This is a genomic window from Lelliottia sp. (genome assembly GCF_045627565.1).
In the GTDB taxonomy this organism is placed as follows: Bacteria; Pseudomonadota; Gammaproteobacteria; order Enterobacterales; family Enterobacteriaceae; genus Enterobacter.
Map to the genome: position 1 here is coordinate 13,030 of NZ_JAZQNX010000032.1, position 18,380 is coordinate 31,409.

16 protein-coding genes and 1 pseudogene are annotated in these 18,380 nt (G+C 53.9%); 9 read left to right on the top strand and 8 right to left on the bottom strand.

The genetic code is table 11. The annotated features are described in order from the left end of the window. Positions 1–239 precede the first annotated feature (239 nt). Complete coding sequence (gene glnA, locus ACKI5T_RS15995; RefSeq protein WP_015961054.1) at positions 240–1,649, bottom strand: glutamate--ammonia ligase; 1,410 nt, start codon at positions 1,647–1,649, stop codon at positions 240–242. A gap of 389 nt (positions 1,650–2,038) precedes the next feature. Here glnA and typA point away from each other — a divergent pair, with 389 nt between their 5' ends. Then, positions 2,039–3,862, top strand: coding sequence for a ribosome-dependent GTPase TypA (gene typA / locus ACKI5T_RS16000; protein ID WP_407438702.1), 1,824 nt, complete (start codon positions 2,039–2,041; stop codon positions 3,860–3,862). An 86-nt stretch (positions 3,863–3,948) separates the two neighbouring features. Here the strand turns inward: typA and ompL are convergent, their stop codons facing one another. The 7 genes from ompL to yihU all read right to left on the bottom strand — a co-directional run bounded on the left by ompL (position 3,949) and on the right by yihU (position 12,700). Further along, the gene (gene ompL / locus ACKI5T_RS16005) at positions 3,949–4,635 is read right to left on the bottom strand and encodes a porin OmpL (RefSeq protein ID WP_407438704.1); all 687 of its coding nucleotides are present in this window, start codon (positions 4,633–4,635) and stop codon (positions 3,949–3,951) included. Between the two features lie 75 nt (positions 4,636–4,710). Then, positions 4,711–6,135 (bottom strand): MFS transporter, encoded by a 1,425-nt coding sequence (locus tag ACKI5T_RS16010; protein WP_407438706.1) that lies wholly within the window; start codon positions 6,133–6,135, stop codon positions 4,711–4,713. 43 nt (positions 6,136–6,178) lie between these two features. Further along, positions 6,179–7,561 (bottom strand): MFS transporter, encoded by a 1,383-nt coding sequence (locus ACKI5T_RS16015; protein ID WP_407438708.1) that lies wholly within the window; start codon positions 7,559–7,561, stop codon positions 6,179–6,181. Positions 7,562–7,606: 45 nt separating this feature from the next. Further along, positions 7,607–9,631: an alpha-glucosidase gene (locus ACKI5T_RS16020; protein ID WP_407438710.1), complete on the bottom strand. Its 2,025-nt coding sequence runs from the start codon at positions 9,629–9,631 to the stop codon at positions 7,607–7,609. 27 nt (positions 9,632–9,658) lie between these two features. Further along, positions 9,659–10,900: a sulfoquinovose isomerase gene (gene yihS / locus ACKI5T_RS16025; protein WP_407438712.1), complete on the bottom strand. Its 1,242-nt coding sequence runs from the start codon at positions 10,898–10,900 to the stop codon at positions 9,659–9,661. A 14-nt stretch (positions 10,901–10,914) separates the two neighbouring features. Further along, positions 10,915–11,790, bottom strand: a complete 876-nt coding sequence (yihT, locus tag ACKI5T_RS16030) for a sulfofructosephosphate aldolase (protein ID WP_407438714.1) — start codon at positions 11,788–11,790, stop codon at positions 10,915–10,917. Between the two features lie 19 nt (positions 11,791–11,809). After that, positions 11,810–12,700 carry a sulfolactaldehyde 3-reductase gene (gene yihU, locus ACKI5T_RS16035; RefSeq protein WP_407438715.1) on the bottom strand — a complete coding sequence of 297 codons (891 nt, stop codon included), beginning with the start codon at positions 12,698–12,700 and terminating at the stop codon, positions 11,810–11,812. 168 nt (positions 12,701–12,868) lie between these two features. On the opposite strand from yihU, the gene ACKI5T_RS16040 reads away from it, so the two are divergent. The 8 genes and pseudogenes from ACKI5T_RS16040 (at position 12,869) to nadS (ending at position 18,372) form a co-directional block, all read left to right on the top strand. Next, complete coding sequence (locus ACKI5T_RS16040) at positions 12,869–13,765, top strand: sugar kinase (RefSeq protein ID WP_407438717.1); 897 nt, start codon at positions 12,869–12,871, stop codon at positions 13,763–13,765. 34 nt (positions 13,766–13,799) lie between these two features. Then, on the top strand, positions 13,800–14,600 hold the full coding sequence (locus tag ACKI5T_RS16045; protein ID WP_407438719.1) for a DeoR/GlpR family DNA-binding transcription regulator: 801 nt from the start codon (positions 13,800–13,802) through the stop codon (positions 14,598–14,600). 133 nt (positions 14,601–14,733) lie between these two features. After that, positions 14,734–15,333, top strand: a complete 600-nt coding sequence (gene yihX / locus ACKI5T_RS16050) for a glucose-1-phosphatase (RefSeq protein WP_015961052.1) — start codon at positions 14,734–14,736, stop codon at positions 15,331–15,333. After that, a complete protein-coding gene (locus ACKI5T_RS16055; protein WP_015961051.1) occupies positions 15,327–16,199 on the top strand; it encodes a virulence factor BrkB family protein in 873 nt (290 codons plus the stop codon). The genes yihX and ACKI5T_RS16055 overlap by 7 nt, the downstream gene beginning before the upstream one ends. Further along, positions 16,196–16,633, top strand: coding sequence for a D-aminoacyl-tRNA deacylase (gene dtd / locus ACKI5T_RS16060; RefSeq protein WP_407438721.1), 438 nt, complete (start codon positions 16,196–16,198; stop codon positions 16,631–16,633). Before ACKI5T_RS16055 ends, dtd begins: the two co-directional genes overlap by 4 nt. 44 nt (positions 16,634–16,677) lie before the next feature. Continuing rightward, positions 16,678–17,619, top strand: coding sequence for a fatty acid biosynthesis protein FabY (gene fabY / locus ACKI5T_RS16065; RefSeq protein ID WP_041689564.1), 942 nt, complete (start codon positions 16,678–16,680; stop codon positions 17,617–17,619). A 154-nt stretch (positions 17,620–17,773) separates the two neighbouring features. Then, positions 17,774–18,075 (top strand): annotated as a pseudogene (locus ACKI5T_RS16070) (type II toxin-antitoxin system RelE/ParE family toxin); the annotation flags it as partial. A gap of 6 nt (positions 18,076–18,081) precedes the next feature. Further along, positions 18,082–18,372 (top strand): NadS family protein, encoded by a 291-nt coding sequence (gene nadS, locus ACKI5T_RS16075; protein ID WP_174343764.1) that lies wholly within the window; start codon positions 18,082–18,084, stop codon positions 18,370–18,372. Positions 18,373–18,380 lie beyond the last annotated feature (8 nt).

Here is an 18,380-nt window from a genome sequence, read left to right on the forward strand (position 1 = left end):
TAGCTTTTTCGTCGTGAAAAGCGCGTCAGATCAGTCTGTTGGTGGAGAAAAAAGCCCATCCGAAGATGGGCTGAAAGTTTCCACGGCAACAAAAATCTTCTCGCGTCTTTCTCGCCACCACTGCGTTGGCTGTCTTCGTTCTCCCCGGTCACATAGCTGTCTGTGCTCCCGGGGGTTCACTTAGCTGCCGCCTTGCTGCGACAAGAAATCCGCCGAATAGGGTTTTCTTTAATGCTTACTTAAACGCTGTAGTACAGCTCGAACTCAACCGGGTGCGGAGTCATGCGTACGCGGTCGTTCTCTTCGATACGCAGGCCGATGTAAGCATCGATTGCATCGTCAGTGAACACACCACCCGCCGTCAGGAACTCACGGTCAGCGTCCAGCGCGTTCAGTGCTTCTTCCAGAGAGCCCGCAACCTGTGGGATCTCTTTCGCTTCTTCCGGCGGCAGGTCATACAGGTTTTTATCCATGGCTTCGCCTGGATGGATCTTGTTCTTAATGCCGTCCAGACCCGCCATCAGCAGTGCTGCGAAGCACAGGTATGGGTTAGCGGCTGGGTCCGGGAAGCGCACTTCGATACGACGTGCTTTCGGAGATGCCACAACAGGGATACGGATAGAAGCAGAACGGTTACGCGCGGAGTAAGCCAGCATAACAGGGGCTTCATAACCTGGGACCAGACGCTTGTAGGAGTTGGTCGTTGGGTTTGCCAGGGCGTTGATCGCTTTAGCGTGCTTGATAACACCGCCGATGTAGAACAGCGCTTGCTCAGACAGACCCGCATATTTGTCACCAGAGAACAGGTTTACGCCGTTCTTGGACAGGGACATGTGGCAGTGCATACCGGAACCGTTGTCGCCAAACATTGGTTTTGGCATAAAGGTCGCAGTTTTGCCGAAGCGGTGAGCAACGTTGTGCACCACATATTTGTAGATCTGAATTTCATCCGCTTTTTTGGTCATGGTGTTAAAGCGGGTCGCGATTTCGTTCTGGCCCGCTGTCGCCACTTCGTGGTGGTGAGCTTCAACTACCAGGCCCATCTCTTCCATGATCAGACACATAGTAGAACGGATGTCCTGTGAAGAATCGACCGGAGGAACCGGGAAGTAACCGCCTTTCACGCCAGGACGGTGACCTTTGTTACCGCCTTCGTATTTAGTGGAGGAGTTCCATGCGCCTTCGATATCATCGATAGCCACGTGGGAACCGGAAATAGACGCACCAAAACGAATGTCGTCGAACAGGAAGAATTCAGGCTCTGGCCCAAACAGAACGGTGTCTGCAATGCCAGTAGAGCGCAGGTACTCTTCAGCGCGTTTAGCGATAGAGCGTGGGTCGCGATCGTAGCCCTGCAGCGTGCCTGGCTCAAGAATGTCGCAACGGATAATCAGGGTAGACTCTTCGTAGAACGGGTCAATGAGCGCAGTCGTTGAATCTGGCATCAGCACCATGTCGGATTCGTTAATGCCTTTCCAGCCACCGATAGAGGAGCCGTCAAACATTTTGCCTTCTTCGAAGAATTCGGCATTTACCTGGTGAGCAGGAATTGTGACGTGCTGTTCTTTGCCTTTGGTATCGGTGAAGCGCAGATCAACAAACTTCACTTCATGTTCGTTCAGCATCGTCAAAACGTGTTCAGCGGACATACTTAACTCTCCCGGATTGGTCATTGTCGTCGTGGTAACGAGGTCTTCAATTCTGTGTAAGGCTGGCGTTGTCGCCATCTTTTTGCCGTATTTTTATAAAGCGAAATCTGTGCCAACTTTCAAATTACCCCCAAAAGGCGCTATCATGCACACCATAGTGCAAACGACCTGCACCACGAACGTCACATTGCACCATTATAGTGCTTCGATGTGAACATTGAGCACCATAATGGTGCGATTTCCGTTAAAGTGCACTTTTTACGCTGCGTGAAAGCGATCACAAAGCAACTCTGCAATACTTGTTTGCGGAGGATGTTTGTGATCCTGTTTAGTCCTGCGATTAATCCGTGTACAATAACGCGCTATTTCTAAATGCCTGAGGCAAAGTTGTGATCGAAAATCTGCGTAATATCGCCATCATCGCGCACGTCGACCATGGTAAAACTACCCTGGTTGACAAGCTGCTACAGCAATCCGGTACGTTCAGCAATGATCGTGCGGAAGCCACCGAACGCGTGATGGACTCCAACGATTTGGAGAAAGAGCGTGGGATTACCATCCTCGCTAAAAACACCGCTATCAAATGGAATGACTACCGTATCAACATCGTTGATACCCCAGGGCACGCCGACTTCGGTGGCGAAGTTGAACGTGTAATGTCCATGGTAGACTCCGTTCTGCTGGTCGTTGACGCAATGGATGGCCCAATGCCGCAGACGCGCTTCGTAACCAAAAAGGCATTTGCCCATGGTTTGAAGCCAATCGTGGTTATCAACAAAGTTGACCGTCCTGGCGCGCGTCCTGACTGGGTTGTGGATCAGGTCTTCGACCTGTTCGTAAACCTGGATGCAAGCGACGAGCAACTCGACTTCCCAATCATCTATGCATCAGCATTGATGGGTATCGCGGGCAACGAACACACTGATATGGCGGAAGACATGACCCCGCTGTACCAGGCTATCGTTGACCACGTTAAAGCACCGAGCGTTGATCTTGACGGTCCGTTCCAGATGCAAATCTCCCAGCTGGATTACAACAACTACGTTGGCGTAATCGGCATCGGTCGTATCAAACGTGGCCGTGTGAAACCTAACCAGCAGATCACACTGATCGACAGCGAAGGTAAAACACGTAACGGTAAAGTCGGTAAAGTACTGACTCACCTCGGTCTGGAGCGTATTGAATCCACCGAAGCTGAAGCGGGCGATATCATCGCGATCACCGGTCTGGGCGAACTGAACATCTCCGACACCCTTTGCGATCCGCAAAATGTCGAAGCGCTGCCAGCGCTGTCTGTTGATGAACCAACAGTAACCATGTTCTTCAACGTCAACACCTCTCCGTTCTGTGGCAAAGAAGGTAAATATGTTACCTCTCGTCAGATTCTTGACCGCCTGAACAAAGAGCTGGTGCACAACGTGGCACTGCGTGTTGAAGAAACCGAAGATGCGGACGCGTTCCGTGTATCCGGTCGTGGTGAGCTGCACCTGTCCGTTCTTATCGAAAACATGCGTCGTGAAGGCTTCGAACTGGCTGTGTCCCGTCCGAAAGTTATCAACCGTATGATCGATGGCCGTATGCAAGAGCCGTTCGAGAACGTGACGCTGGACATCGAAGAACAGCACCAGGGTTCTGTGATGCAGGCAATGGGCGAGCGTAAGGGCGATGTCAAAGACATGATCCCTGACGGCAAAGGCCGTATTCGTCTGGATTACCTGATCCCGGCACGTGGCCTGATCGGCTTCCGTACCGAGTTCATGACCATGACGTCTGGTACTGGTCTGCTGTACTCCACGTTCAGCCACTACGATGACGTTAAACCGGGTGAAATCGGCCAGCGCCAGAACGGCGTGCTGATCTCTAACGGCCAGGGTAAAGCAGTTGCGTTCGCACTGTTCAGCCTGCAGGATCGCGGTAAGCTGTTCCTGGGTCACGGTGCAGAAGTTTACGAAGGCCAGATCATCGGTATTCACAGTCGTTCTAACGACCTGACTGTAAACTGCCTGACCGGTAAGAAACTGACCAACATGCGTGCTTCCGGTACTGACGAAGCGACCACGCTGGTTCCAGCACTGAAAATGTCTCTTGAGCAGGCTCTGGAATTTATCGATGACGACGAACTGGTAGAAGTTACCCCTACCTCCGTACGTATCCGTAAACGTCACCTGACTGAGAACGACCGTAAACGTGCGGGCCGTGGCAGCAAAGACTAATACGACGCCTGTAACGACGCCGTATACCGGGTGGGCGTAATCCTCGCCCGGAACGTAAAAAGCCGCTGATTTCAGCGGCTTTTTTATTAGAACGAATAGCGCAACCCCAGGCGAATTCGGTACTGCTCGCGGTTGTAATCATTCCATCTGTCCAGCCACTGAAGTTCCAGATACGGCATCCAGTTCCGGTCAATTTTATAGCTAAACTTGTTGGTAATTTCCCAGTGATGATCCTTACCGTTTTTACTGTGGTAATCATTCACCCGTTGGAAAAAATGCGGCTCAAAGGTATAAAACAACGAATCGGTTAATTTGAAATTCCAGTAATTGGCAAACTCATGGGTATCGTTTTTATCCATCTCGCCGTTAAAGTCAGGCGTATCATAATTATTATGGTTATAGCGATAACGAAGCGTCAGATTAAACGCGTCGGCAAATTTATAATTGGTATCCAGATAAAGGGCACCTCCCGATCCATCTTTATTGTCGTTGATTAACCCGCCTGGCTGAAAAGTGAGCTTAGCCGTCGGTTTAAATAAGGGATACCATCCTTCGATTTCGTTATAGCTGTGCTTAATTTCATCCCACTTCCCCACGTCATAGGCGTTCGTGAACATCAGACCCGCGCCCATATCAAAATTATAACCGGCTCGCAGGATCACCTCATGGCGTTCAGAGGCGGTGTTGTAGGCTTCACGTGTTTCGACATAGGCACCCGCAAAAGCGGAGCCAGACACAGACGAAACGAGGAGTACTGTCGCTATTTTTTTCATAATTCTTCCATGTGTCAGGTACAGAAAGGCCGCCCCTCCTGATGAACAGAAAGGGAATACCGGCTGGGTTTATTGTTATAAAGTGACGGGTGAGGTTTTATTTTCGTTATTCAAGGGCGTTACTTCGCCCATTTTTTTCTTCCGTTCGCTTATCTCCTTAATAATAAAAGCGAAGCGCGCTTCATTGAGTTTATAAAAAAAACCCATGGTAATGGCCGCAATAATGGCTAGCCCGCAGGGCCAGAGAAAGATCAGCTGACGTAACCCCAGCAGCGTGCCCGCGCTTTGTACGGCATGCGGAATATAGCCAATCTGCGTGAGCATGATGCCCGGCAAGAAACCGGCAAGTGCGGCGGAAATCTTGCGTGAAAAGGTATACCCGGTATACACCGACCCTTCGGCGCGAATCCCGGTTTTCCACTCGCCATAGTCCACGGTGTCGGGCACCAGCGCCCAGTTCAGGCTGTTGACAAACGCGGTGCCGAAAAAGGCCATGCAGGAGAAGAGTACAAACGTAGTGGAACTGCTCCCCCAGAAGAAATTCAGCACGTCGCCCACGGCCCACAGCGCCAGCCCGCCTAAATACACCTGTTTCTTACCAAAACGCTTTACCGCGCCAGGCACGAGGAAAACGCCTACCAGAATGCAGCCCATGCTGAAAAATCCCATCCACGACAGCAGATGAATATCGTTCAGCACGTACTGGGTGTAATAGACCTGGATGGCGAGCTTGATGTTAAACGCCGCCAGCGTGCAGAGATTGGCGATGCATAACACCAGCAGTGGGGGATTGCGAAAGATGGCGCAGAAGGATTTTAAAATGCTGGGTTTGTGATGATCGGGCGAAACCTCGACATAGCGTTCCTTCACCCCGCTGTAGCACCACCACATGCAGACTAGCCCGCAGGTCACAAACAGCAGAGCCGCAACGAGGTAGCCCAGCGACGGTTGGCTGACAAAGAGTGCCTGGACAGGCATAAAGCCCACCGTGCACAGCAGCAAGCCAACCGTGGCACCCCCCTGACGCCACGCGGCCAGCTGCGCCCGCTCGTTCGGGTTTTTGGTGATCGCCGGAACCATCGCCCCATAAGAACAGTTCATCAGGCTGTAGAACAACCCGAACAGCATAAACAGAACGGTAGCGAGGGCGGTTTTCACCGTCAGGTTAAAATCATTCGCCACAAACTGCGCCGCCGCCGCAAGCGCAACGGGAACGGAAGCATAGAGAATAAAAGGCCTGAATTTTCCCCGTGCGCCAATGTGACGCCGTGAGTCCAGCAACACGCCGGTCAACATATCGGTGAAAGCGGTGAAGAACTTGGCGACCAGAAAAATAATGCCGCCATAGAAGGCAGGCAGACCCAGCTCATCGGTATAAAACTTCAGCAGATACAGCGTGCCAATACACAGCATCAGGTTAGAGCCAAAATCGCCCATCCCATAGGCGCACTTCTCTCGCAGGCTCAGTTTCAGGGTTAACGGATCAGGAGTGTGATTCATAGTCGATCCTCGTAGCGCCCGTGAGAGCGCTAAGACAGTTCATTCAGGCCGGACGCTTACGCTGTTCTATCTCTTCAACAATGCGTACATACATCTTTTCGTTGAGATTATAGAAACAGCCCATCGCCACGATGGTGATCACCGCGAGGAGGCTGGGATAGATGAAGATCAGCTGCCGCAACCCTTCAACCGTACCTGCCGACTGCACCACATTCGGTACATAGCCGATTTGCGTCAGCATAATGCCGGGGAAGAAGCCCGCCAGCGCCTGCGACACCTTGCGAAAGAAGGTAAAGCCGGTATAGACCGTTCCTTCCGAACGCACACCGGTACGCCATTCGCCGTACTCGACCGTGTCGGACACCAGCGCCCAGTTCAGGCTGTTCACAAACGCAGAACCGAAGAAAGCAAGGCACGAGAACGCAACAAAGCTGACTGAACCGCCGCCAAAGAAGTAGTTAAGAAGATCGCCTGCCACCCAGATCAGCAATCCGCTGATATAGACTTTTTTCTTACCGAAGCGACGCACGGCGCCGGGCATTAAAAAGACCCCGATGAAAATGCAGCCCATGCTGAAAAAGCCCATATAGGACAGCAAAATCGGATCGTTAAGGACGTATTGGGTGTAGTAGACCTGAATGGCGAGTTTGACGTTGAACGCGCCCAGCGTACACAGGTTGGCGATGCACAAAATAAACAGCGGTCGGTTACCCGCAATCGCCCGAAACGACTGTAACAGCCCCGGTTTATGCGTCGGGTGCGCCGGCTGTGCCTCCACGTAGCGTTCTTTCACGCCGCGATAGCACCACCACATAAAGAACAGCCCGAACAGAGAGAAGAGGGTAGCGGCAAAGATATACCCGAGCTGGTCGTTCCCCTCGATCAGGTTCATCACCGGAACAAACCCCACGGTACAGAGCAACAGACCCAGCGTCGCGCCGCCCTGTCGCCATGCAGCAAGCGAGGCGCGCTCGTCGGGGTTTTTGGTGATCGCGGGCACCATGGCGCCGTAGGAACAGTTCATCATACTGAAGAACAGGCCATACAGCATGAACAACACCGTGGCCATCACCGTCTTGCCGGTCACCTCAAACGGCGTGCCGACAAAGTTGGCGATAGCTAACAGCGTCACCGGAAACGCCGCATAAAGCACGAACGGGCGGAACTTGCCTTTTGGCCCGATTTTGCGCCGCGAGTCGAGCATGATGCCGGTGCCCATATCGGTGAAGGCGGTAAAGAATTTGGCAATCAAAAAGATAATCCCGCCATACGTGCCCGGTAACCCCAGCACGTCGGTGTAAAACTTCAGCAGGTACAAGGTGCCGATATCTAACAGAATATTGGACCCTAAATCGCCCATTCCGTAGGCGAGTTTTTCTTTAAACGGCAGTCGTAGGGTTGCCGGATCGGATGCATGTTGACTCATTATTATTCTCCGTCTGCCCGCAGGTTTCCCTGCGGGCGAGCCTTATCAGAGTTGACGTAAGCGGCCAAACAGATCGGCCCATTCACTTTGCTCGCGCCAGAAGACCGGGGGTTGACCGAGAGGCGCAGCAACGGTCACTTCGCCTCCCTGATAGCGCTCTCCGGTCCAGGCATTGACCCAGTTGTCCTGTGGCAGATACAGCGTCCAGTCGCTGCGGCCCTCTTCATACACTGGCGCAACCAGCAGATCGCGGCCAAACAGATACTGATATTTCAGCGTGTAGGTATGGGCGTCATCCTCGTAATGCAGGAAGAGCGGGCGCATCACCGGTAGGCCAGATTTGGCGTTTCGGGACACGGCGTCTTTGATGTAAGGCTTGAGGGTCGTGAAGACGGTGGTCATACGGGCAAAATGGGCGATGGTTTCAGCATCGCTGTCAAACTGCCAGTTATCGCCTGGGCGATTGCCTTCGTGGGTTCGCATCATGGGAGTAAAGGCGCTGAAATCGCACCAGCGCAACAGCAATTCTTTACTGCGCTTCATCTCAAAGAGCGTGGTGTAACCGCCAATGTCGCTATGGTGCAGGCCGTGTCCGGTCATCGCCAGCGACAGTGCCGCCGGGATCACCGAGGCCAGACCATCGTCCAGGCTCCAGTCCACGTTCTGATCGCCTGCCCACATCATCAAGGAGTGTTTCTGGCTGCCGGTGTAACCTGCCCGCATAAAGAACAGGATCTCCCCGAGCTTGCCGGTCTCTTCTAGCGCCTCGTAGTTACATTTTGCCCACAGCGCAGGCCAGGCGTTATGCATGATCTCAGCGCTAACGCCGTTGTGCAGGAAGGTGTCGGTCGGCAGATACTCACCAAAGTCGGCCATCCAGCCACCGCACCCGAGTTCTATTAAATTCTTTTTGATGACCTCTTTGTACCAGGCGTAAGCCTCCGGATTGGTCAGATCAATGACGCCGGCATAAAACTCACCAAACTCAACGTGGTAATCCTTCCCGTCAGCGTCTTTGGTGAGATAACCGCGTTTTGACGCCTCTTCGCACAAGTCACGGTCGCTGGCGACGTACGGGTTGATATACGAAAGGTACTGCACCCCTTCGCGCTTCCACTGCGCAATACGCTCATCCAACTGCGGATAAAGCTCACTGTTCCACTTCCAGTTCCACATCACGCGCTTGCCGAAAGAGGTCATGCGGATGCCGGACCAGTCCTGCGCCCAAATCCCATTTACCTTCACGCCACCGTTGCGCAGGGTGTCCAGCTTTTGCTGGCAAACGTCGGTCCCGCCCTGAATTCCCAGCGTCACGCCATCGTAAACCCAGTCTGGCAGTTCAGGCTGACGGCCTAGCAGCCCCGTTAATTTTTCCAGCAGATCGATATAAGTTTCTGCACATTCGAAGCGCAGCGTGGCGTTATCTTCCCAGAAGGCCAGTTCGTGGAAGTCGGGCGCGCTAAAATCAAAATTCATATAGCAGCTGTTATCAACGTGGCAGTAATACTTTTGCGTGCTGACAAAGGTTGGCTGCGGGAAGAAGGTCCAGTAATAATCGCCGCCCGCATTCTCTTTACAGTCGGCCTGCCAGGTGACATACGTCTGTTTGTTACGCCCCACGCCCTGTTCGCTGGTCCACAGCGGGAAGGGTTTTCCGCGCAAATCGAAATACGAGAACTGTTCGCCACAGCCGTAGATGTGATCCTCAGACTTTGCCGCCAGCCGCAGCCAGATGCGGTTATGGCTGGCGGCATCGTTTTTGAGTTTAATTTCAAGCCGGCCCTGATCGTCTGCCCCGACAAGCAGCGTGGCACTCACCGTATCGCCACGGGTAAAGAGAATCGCCCAGCCGTTTTGCTGGTGGGTGACGGTCGCCTCTGTCAGTGCGATTTTTTCATTCAGCTTATCTTTGATGCTGAAATTACCGCGAAACATCTCGATATCCGCCACACCGGTGCCGATCCACAGGCAGGGTGCTTCATCGGTATGGGCTAAAATCAGCCGGTTTTGCCAGCGTAACGTAAAGCCATTGTTGAGCGTGGTCAGGTTTACATCATGTAGGGTAGTCATACGATCTCCATCGTTTTGGGAGTATTGTTATTTGGCCTGGCTGTCGAGTAGCCCGGCGGCGACGGCAGGCGCAAGCCCCGGTGCCAGCGGCAGGCGAGGGATCACCAGACAGTGCAACAGATGGTAGATATCCTGTTTGCCATCCCAGACTTTCGTCGTCACTTCATTGTTGGTGTCCAGTTCCTGCCACCATGAGCCGTTTTCGTAATCCATCAGGTACTTGATGCAGTAATCCCACCATTTCTGATACCAGGCTTCGTACTGTGGATCGCCGGTGACGGTATAGAGTGCATAGGCCGTACCCATGGCCTCAACAATCGGCCAGCGCACGCGTTCACGCACAATCGGTTTACCGTCCCAGCCTACGGAATAGACAAACCCGTCGGCGCCATCAGGTGCCCAGGCGTCACGGATCGTGGCGTGGAATAAGCCTTTTGCATCTTCCAGCAGCCATTCTGGTGGGGTTTCAAAGCGAGCTTCCAGCGCGGCGCGCAGATGCAGCATCAGACGGCCCCACTCGATCCAGTGGCCCGGCGTCCCGCCATAGGCACGAAAACGGTGCGCGGGGTTATCCTTGTTGTAATCGCGGATGGGGTTCCAGTGGGTGTCGAAATGCTCATTCACGCGGTACTCACCTTTGCGGGCGACGTCGTGAATAATCACTGACGCAATGCGCAGGGCACGATCGAGCCATTTACGATCGTGCGTAACGTCATAGACGATCAGAAACGCTTCGACCGCGTGCATATTGGCGTTGCCGCCGCGGTAATCTTCGGTTTTGCTGAAGGCTTCATCCCAGGATTCCAGGCACATTTGTTCCTGTTCACTCCAGAAGTATTTCTCAATAACGGCGATGGCCTCATCAAGCAGCGGACGCGCGTCAGGGTGACCGGTGGTGACCGCACTGGCGGCCCCCAGCAGGACGAAGAAGTGCTGATAACCCTGTTTGGAGGCATCGACCACGCCTTCGTCATTCACGCAGGCGTACCAACCGCCGTACTGCCGGTCGTGCAGCGCGCCGTTCAGGGTTTTAATGCCATGATCGACCAGCGCATACGCGCCGGGGCGGCCCATTCCGGCGGCGACCGCATAGACGTGCAGCATGCGTGCGGTGATCCACAGATGCGTGCCCATATCGCTTCGCACCTGACCGTTATTGCCCAGCCAGCCAAAACCGGTCGGGACGGCGGCGTTTTTACCGAAATCCAGAATGCGGTCGGTCTCTTGTTCCAGCCAGCGGTTGTGGCTGAGAGTGTTAAACCATTTCATGTTCATGTCCTTTTCTAGCGGCGAGCCATCATTTCGTCGACGATTTCGCCCAATCGTTGCAGTTTCGGCACAGAAATATCGCGCAGCATCAGCTCGGTATCCGGCAGACCCACTACGGAAGACCACACGGCTCGTCCGGCGAGGAAGCCAGACGCCCCTGCTTGCATCGCCACGCTCACCGCACGCGGGAACAGCTTCTCATCGACACCGGACGAGAGAATCACCCACGGCATGTTGATCTGCTCATTCAGCTTTTGCGAGGCATTCAGCAGGGCTTGCTGTGTGCCTTTGCCGTAAAGCGGCATCTCGACTTTGTAGAGATCTGCGCCGCTGTCACCCAGCTCTTTTGCTGCCTCGATAATGGCCTGCTCGCGGTCAAAAACATCACCCCGGCGCGGTGGGCGCACAACGGGTTCGATAATGCTGAGCAAGCCATTCGCATGGCAAAGCTGGTTAAAATTACGCACCATCTCCAGGCGTTGTGCGGGATCTTCGTCACTGCGCCACAGCACCAGCAGCTTGAGCGCTTTGCCGCCGTCGCGTTTTACCGCTTGTGCATCAACACCTTTATCAATCACCACGCTGTCGACTGGGATACCATTGCCCGGAATAAATTCGTCTGCGGCGACAATCATGGCGCAGCTTTTTGCTATCGCGTTTTGTTCCACGATCTGGTGGTAGCAGAATTGCTGATCGACCAGAATCGCCGAGGCATAAGGTGACAGAATCTTTGCCGCGTTCACTTTGAAATCGGTTAAATGCAGATCGGTCACCGGTGCAGGCACACCCGCAGCGGCAAACATCAGGCGCATCGCTTCACGCTGATCGACCGCCAGCATGGAAAAACCGCCGGAAGGTCGGGTGATATCTTTCAGGGTGTACGTCGTCATGCAATAGTCCTTTTCTTTATCAGTGTTGGTTGTTCAGCCCGGCAGATGCGCGAACCTGTTCAAGAATGGCGGTCCAGTCTTCGCGACCGCGCCCGGCGGCACGCGCCTGGTTATAAACTTCACGAGAGGCCGCGCCCAGCGGCATGGGAACGTGCAGCTGATTAGCCACGTCAAGCGCGATGCCCAGATCTTTGTGCGCGAGATCGATCATGAACGCCGGAGAAAGATCGCCTTTCAGCACTTTGTTGGGCCACGAGGTAGTGAAATGCCCTTTGCCCGCCGGCGTGCCGCTCATGACCTTAAGGGCCACATCGAAGGAGAGACCCAACGCTTCGCACAGCACGGCGGCCTCGGCGGACAACGCGTTTAGGGCAATACTCATGTAGTTATTAATAAGCTTCACGCGGATGCCCATCCCCGGGCCACCTGCCTCGATTAACTCGTTTCCCATCGCCATCAGCACCGGGGTGGCGCGTTCAACCTGCTGCGACGTACCGCCTGCCAGTAGCAGCAGTGTTCCGGCGATTGCATGATCGGATGTCCGGCCAACAGGCGCGTCCATCATGCTAAAACCACGCTCGACCATCTCAGCGATGAGTTTGTCGGTTTGCAGCGGATGAATGGTCGACATATCAATGACCAGTGCATCACGGGATAAGCCGTCGCAAACCCCGTTCTCACCGAATAACACGGCACGGACCAGATCGCCGTTTGGCAGCATCGTGATGATAAATTCCGCCCCTCTGGCGGCATCGGCAGGCGTCGCGGCAGGCGTCGCACCTTTTTCGACCAGCGCCTGAACCGCCTGCGGGTTAACGTCATAAACGTGAAGCTGATGACCCTGTTTGAGCAGATTGCTCGCCATCGGCGCGCCCATTTGCCCCAGACCAATAAATGCAATCACTGACATGCCTCTCTCCTGCTAATGCGTTATTGTCACAGTTTGTCTATTCGTGAGCGTTTGTGGTGTCTGTTTTTGATCGTATTTGTAATTTATAGTCAAAAAATAGACATGGGTCACTTTTTAAACATTTCATGAAATTAAAATGGTCACATTCAATTGAGGGAAGGAATCACCATGGCTCGAATCGCTTGTGTTGGCATTACCGTGCTGGATCGCATCTGGTATCTCGCTGATTTACCCAAAGAGGGAGGCAAATATGTGGCAAACAATTACACGGAAGTGGGCGGTGGTCCGGCGGCCACTGCGGCGGTGGCTGCGGCGAAACTGGGGGCTGACGTGGACTTTATTGGGCGGGTGGGCGATGACGATACTGGCAGTCGGCTCCTCGCGGAGCTGGAGTCCCTGGGAGTAAACACGCGCTTTACCCGGATTTTTAAGGGCGCACGCTCTTCGCAATCGGCGGTGCTGGTCGATGCCAGCGGCGAACGGATTATTGCCAACTACCCCAGCCCCGATCTCCCGGAGGAAGCGGACTGGCTGCAGGATATCGACTTTTCACAGTGGGATGTGGTGCTGGCAGACGTACGCTGGCATGACGGCGCAAAACAGGCGTTAACCCTGGCTCGTCAGCAAGGGGTTACGACGGTTCTGGATGCAGATATCACCCCGCAGGATATTGCCGATCTGGTGGCCTTAAGCGATCACGCCGCCTTTTCCGCCCCGGGCCTGCAGCGTCTGACGCAAATCGCCGAGGCTGAAAGCGCCCTGAAAAAAGCAAAAACGCTCACAAATGGACATGTGTACGTCACGCAGGGCAAAGACGGTTGCTACTGGCTTGAAAAGGGGGCACTGAGCCATCTGCCTGCTTTTCAGATCGACGTCGTGGATACCACTGGAGCAGGAGATGTTTTTCATGGTGCACTGGCGGTGGGACTGGCGCAGAATCAGCCCGCACAGGAAGCGGTGCGCTTCGCCAGCGCCGTCGCGGCATTAAAATGCACCCGCCCCGGCGGACGGGCGGGAATCCCCGACTGTGATCAAACCCGCTCTTTCTTGTCACTTTTTGTATAAAATGCGGGGCGTGATGGTTTTCAGAGGACAGCCCATGAGCCTTACCGAAATGACCGGTAATCCACGGCACGATCAACTGCTCACATTGATCGCCGATCGTGGCTACATGAACATTGATGAACTGGCGCAACTGCTGGATGTCTCAACGCAAACGGTGCGGCGGGATATTCGCAAGCTCAGCGAGCAGGGATTGATTACGCGCCATCACGGCGGCGCGGGCCGTGCGTCGAGCGTGGTGAATACGGCGTTTGAACAGCGTGAAGTCTCTCTGACTGAGGAGAAACGGGCAATCGCCGAAGCCATTGCTGATTACATCCCGGATGGTTCGACGATTTTCATCACCATTGGCACCACGGTGGAACATGTGGCGCGCGCCCTGCTGAATCACAACCATCTGCGCATTATCACTAACAGTCTGCGGGTGGCGCATATTCTCTACAAAAATCCGCGTTTTGAAGTGATGGTACCGGGCGGTACGTTGCGTGCGCATAACGGCGGTATTATTGGCCCTGCCGCCACGGCTTTTGTCTCAGGTTTTCGGGCAGATTACCTGGTGACCAGCGTCGGAGCCATTGAATCCGACGGGGCAATGATGGAGTTTGACGTCAATGAAGCCAGCGTCGTAAAAACGATGATTGCCCATGCCCGGCATGTTTTACTGGCGGCCGATCATACAAAATATCAGGCCTCCGCCGCCGTTGAGATTGGTAATGTCGCCCAGGCGACCGCCTTGTTTACCGATGAGCTTCCCGGCACCGCATTGCAATCTCTTCTTAGAAACAGCCATGTTGAGCTGGTCGAAGTCAGCTCCAGCGACGAACAGCAGGCAGGCTAATCTCCCTGACAGGCAGACCCGGTCCACATCGCACCGGGTTTTTTGCTCTCTTTCTTTAAGCTGAATCTGGCGCATAGCCAAAGCTTATCTTTCCCGCTACAGTTATTTCTTCACGGCGCAAAGGGAGATAAACATGCTTTATATCTTTGACTTAGGAAATGTCATCGTTGATATCGATTTCAATCGGGTGCTGGGCGCATGGAGCGATTTTAGCCGTGTGCCGCTGGCGACGCTCAAACAGAACTTCGCCATGGGCGAGGCGTTTCATCAGCACGAGCGCGGTGAAATCAGCGATGAGGCCTTTGCAGAAGCGATGTGCCATGAAATGGATTTGCCGCTGAGCTACGAGCAATTTTCCCACGGCTGGCAGGCGGTCTTTGTGGCGATACGTCCGGATGTTGTCGACATCATGCACAAACTGCGTGAGCAGGGGCATCGCGTGGTAGTCCTGTCCAATACCAACCGTCTTCACACCACGTTCTGGCCGGAGGAATATCCGGAGATCCGCGCAGCAGCCGATAAAATTTACCTTTCCCAGGAGATGGGCATGCGTAAACCGGAAGCGCGAATTTACCAGGCCGTCTTGCAGGCCGAAGGTTTCTCCGCCGCCGATGCGGTCTTTTTTGACGACAATGCCGATAATATAGAGGGTGCTAACCAGTTGGGTATCACCTCAATTCTGGTGACCGGAAAAGAGACGATACCGAACTATTTTGCGAAGCAGGTATGTTAAAAAACGTTCATCAAAAAGCCTCACATCACACCCGTCCGTTTCGGGCCTGGGTAAAACTGCTCTGGCAGCGCATTGATGAGGACAACATGACCACGCTGGCGGGCAACCTCGCTTACGTGTCATTGCTCTCATTGGTGCCGCTGGTGGCGGTGATTTTTGCGCTGTTCGCTGCATTTCCGATGTTTTCGGAAGTCAGCGTCCAGCTGCGACACTTTGTCTTCGCTAACTTTATGCCCGCTACGGGCGACGTCATCCAGCGTTATATCGAACAGTTTGTCGCCAACTCCAGTAAGATGACGGCAGTCGGTGCCTGCGGGCTGATCGTCACGGCGCTGCTGCTGATGTATGCCATCGACAGCGCATTAAACACCATATGGCGCAGCAAAAAAGTGCGGCCAAAAGTTTACTCTTTCGCCGTCTACTGGATGATTTTAACCCTCGGCCCGCTGCTGGCTGGGGCAAGTCTGGCCATCAGTTCTTATCTGCTGTCTCTGCGCTGGGCCAGCGAGCTGAACACGGTGATCGATAACGTGCTGCGGATCTTTCCGCTGATTTTGTCGTGGCTCGCCTTTTGGCTCCTTTACAGCATTGTGCCGACCCTTCGTGTCCCTAATCGTGATGCCATTGTCGGTGCCCTGGTTGCGGCCATTCTCTTCGAATTGGGAAAAAAAGGCTTCGCACTTTACATCACCACATTCCCTTCCTATCAGCTGATTTATGGCGTGCTGGCTGTCGTGCCGATTCTGTTCGTCTGGGTCTACTGGACCTGGTGCATCGTCTTGCTTGGGGCGGAAATAACTGTCACTCTCGGGGAATACCGCAAACTCAAATTAGCCGCAGAACAAGAAGAAGCAGACCAACCATGATTGCATTGATTCAGCGCGTAACCCGTGCCAGCGTCGCCGTGGAGGACGAGGTGACGGGTGAAATTGGCCCAGGACTTTTGGTGTTGTTAGGTGTCGAAAAGGATGACGACGAGCAAAAAGCCAATCGCTTGTGCGAGCGAGTGCTCGGCTATCGCATTTTCAGCGATGCAGACGGTAAGATGAATCTCAACGTTCAGCAGGCCGGTGGCAGCGTGCTGGTGGTGTCGCAATTTACGCTGGCGGCCGATACCGACCGTGGCATGCGCCCAGGATTTTCAAAAGGGGCAGCGCCCGATCGTGCAGAGGCGTTGTACGAATACTTTGTTGAGCGTTGTCGCCAACAGGAAATGAATACGCAAACCGGACGATTCGCTGCAGATATGCAGGTCTCGCTGGTGAACGATGGCCCCGTCACCTTCTGGCTGCAGGTATGAGCCAGCTGGCGGCCTGGCCGCGGGTAACAAGAGAGAGTACCGCTATGTATCATCTACGCGTACCGCAAACAGAAGAAGAGTTAGAGGTTTACTACCATTTCCGTTGGGAAATGCTGCGCAAACCGTTGCATCAGCCGAAAGGCTCAGAGCGTGATGCCTGGGATGCGATGGCGCACCATCAGATGGTGGTGGACGAAGAGGGGAATCTGGTTGCGGTAGGCCGCTTATACATCAACGCCGACTATGAAGCCTCCATCCGCTTTATGGCGGTGCATCCCTCCGTACAGGACAAAGGTCTGGGCACGCTGATGGCGATGACGCTGGAGTCCGTGGCCCGTCAGGAGGGCGTAAAGCGCGTCACCTGCAGTGCCCGCGAAGATGCGGTCGAGTTTTTCTCTAAGCTCGGATTCGTCAACGAAGGCGAAATCACCGCGCCGCAAACCACGCCGATACGGCATTTTCTGATGATCAAACCGATCGCCTCTCTCGACGATATTCTGCACCGCGGCGACTGGTGCGGTCAGCTGCAGCAGGCCTGGTATCAGCACATTCCGCTCAGTGAGAAAATGGGCGTGCGCATCCAGCAATATACCGGCCAGAAATTCATTACCACCATGCCGGAAATTGGCAATCAAAACCCGCACCACACGCTGTTCGCCGGGAGTCTGTTCTCGCTGGCGACGCTGACGGGCTGGGGATTGATCTGGCTGATGCTGCGCGAACGCCACCTTGGCGGGACCATTATTCTTGCCGATGCGCATATCCGTTACAGCAGGCCCATCAGCGGTAAACCGAGCGCTATTGCCGATTTAGGCTGCCTGAGCGGCGATCTTGACCGTCTGGCGCGTGGACGTAAAGCCCGCGTGCAGATGCAGGTAGAGCTGTTTGGCGACGAGACGTCGGGCGCTGTGTTCGAGGGAACCTATATCGTCCTGCCTGCGAAACCGTATGGTGCCTTTGAAGAGGGCGGGAACGAGGAAGAGTAGGCGCGTTGCGCTTCTGGAAAGCGGCACGCATAGACGAAACGCGGTCAGCGCAATAAGTAGCATTCTATGATGTATCCCCCTAACGTATTCAATGAGGGGTACGTCAATGACGTACATTAGGCATTTATTACCATAAGCCAATGGCGTATATTTAATGCTATTCACTGAAACGGAAATCTTCACGCAAGACGTCAAACTTCTTCTGGATGATGTTCAATATCACGAATTCCAGGTGTTCCTTGCCACACAACCCGACCATGGCGACGTGATCCCTAATACGGGGGCCTACGTAAGAGCCGTTGGCTTGCAGGAGGCAAAGGGAAGCGGGGTGGTGTGAGGGTGATTTATTATCACCGTATCCATAACAGTGAAATTAGATTGCTGCTGATTTACCGTAAAGGGATCAAAGATGACCTGTCAGCAAGAGAGAAAGCGGTGCTGAAAAAGCTTAATGAGGGGGGAGTGGATAAGATGTTATTTGAGCGTTTAACGCAAAGCATGGCTCAAATGAATGAGATTGCTGAGGGTCAACGTCAGCCATCTCGGACCTTTCAAATTGATGCGCTGAAAATCAAAGAGATTCGTCAGGCTTCCGGACTCTCGCAAAGCAAATTCGCCAATTTAATTTCTGTTAGCGTTGATACTCTGCGTAACTGGGAACAAGGGCGACGTTCACCCACCGGTCCTGCAAAAGCGCTGCTCCGTGCGATTGCCAACGATCCACTGCACGTCATCCCTGCGCTTTCACATTAAAAAAGCCC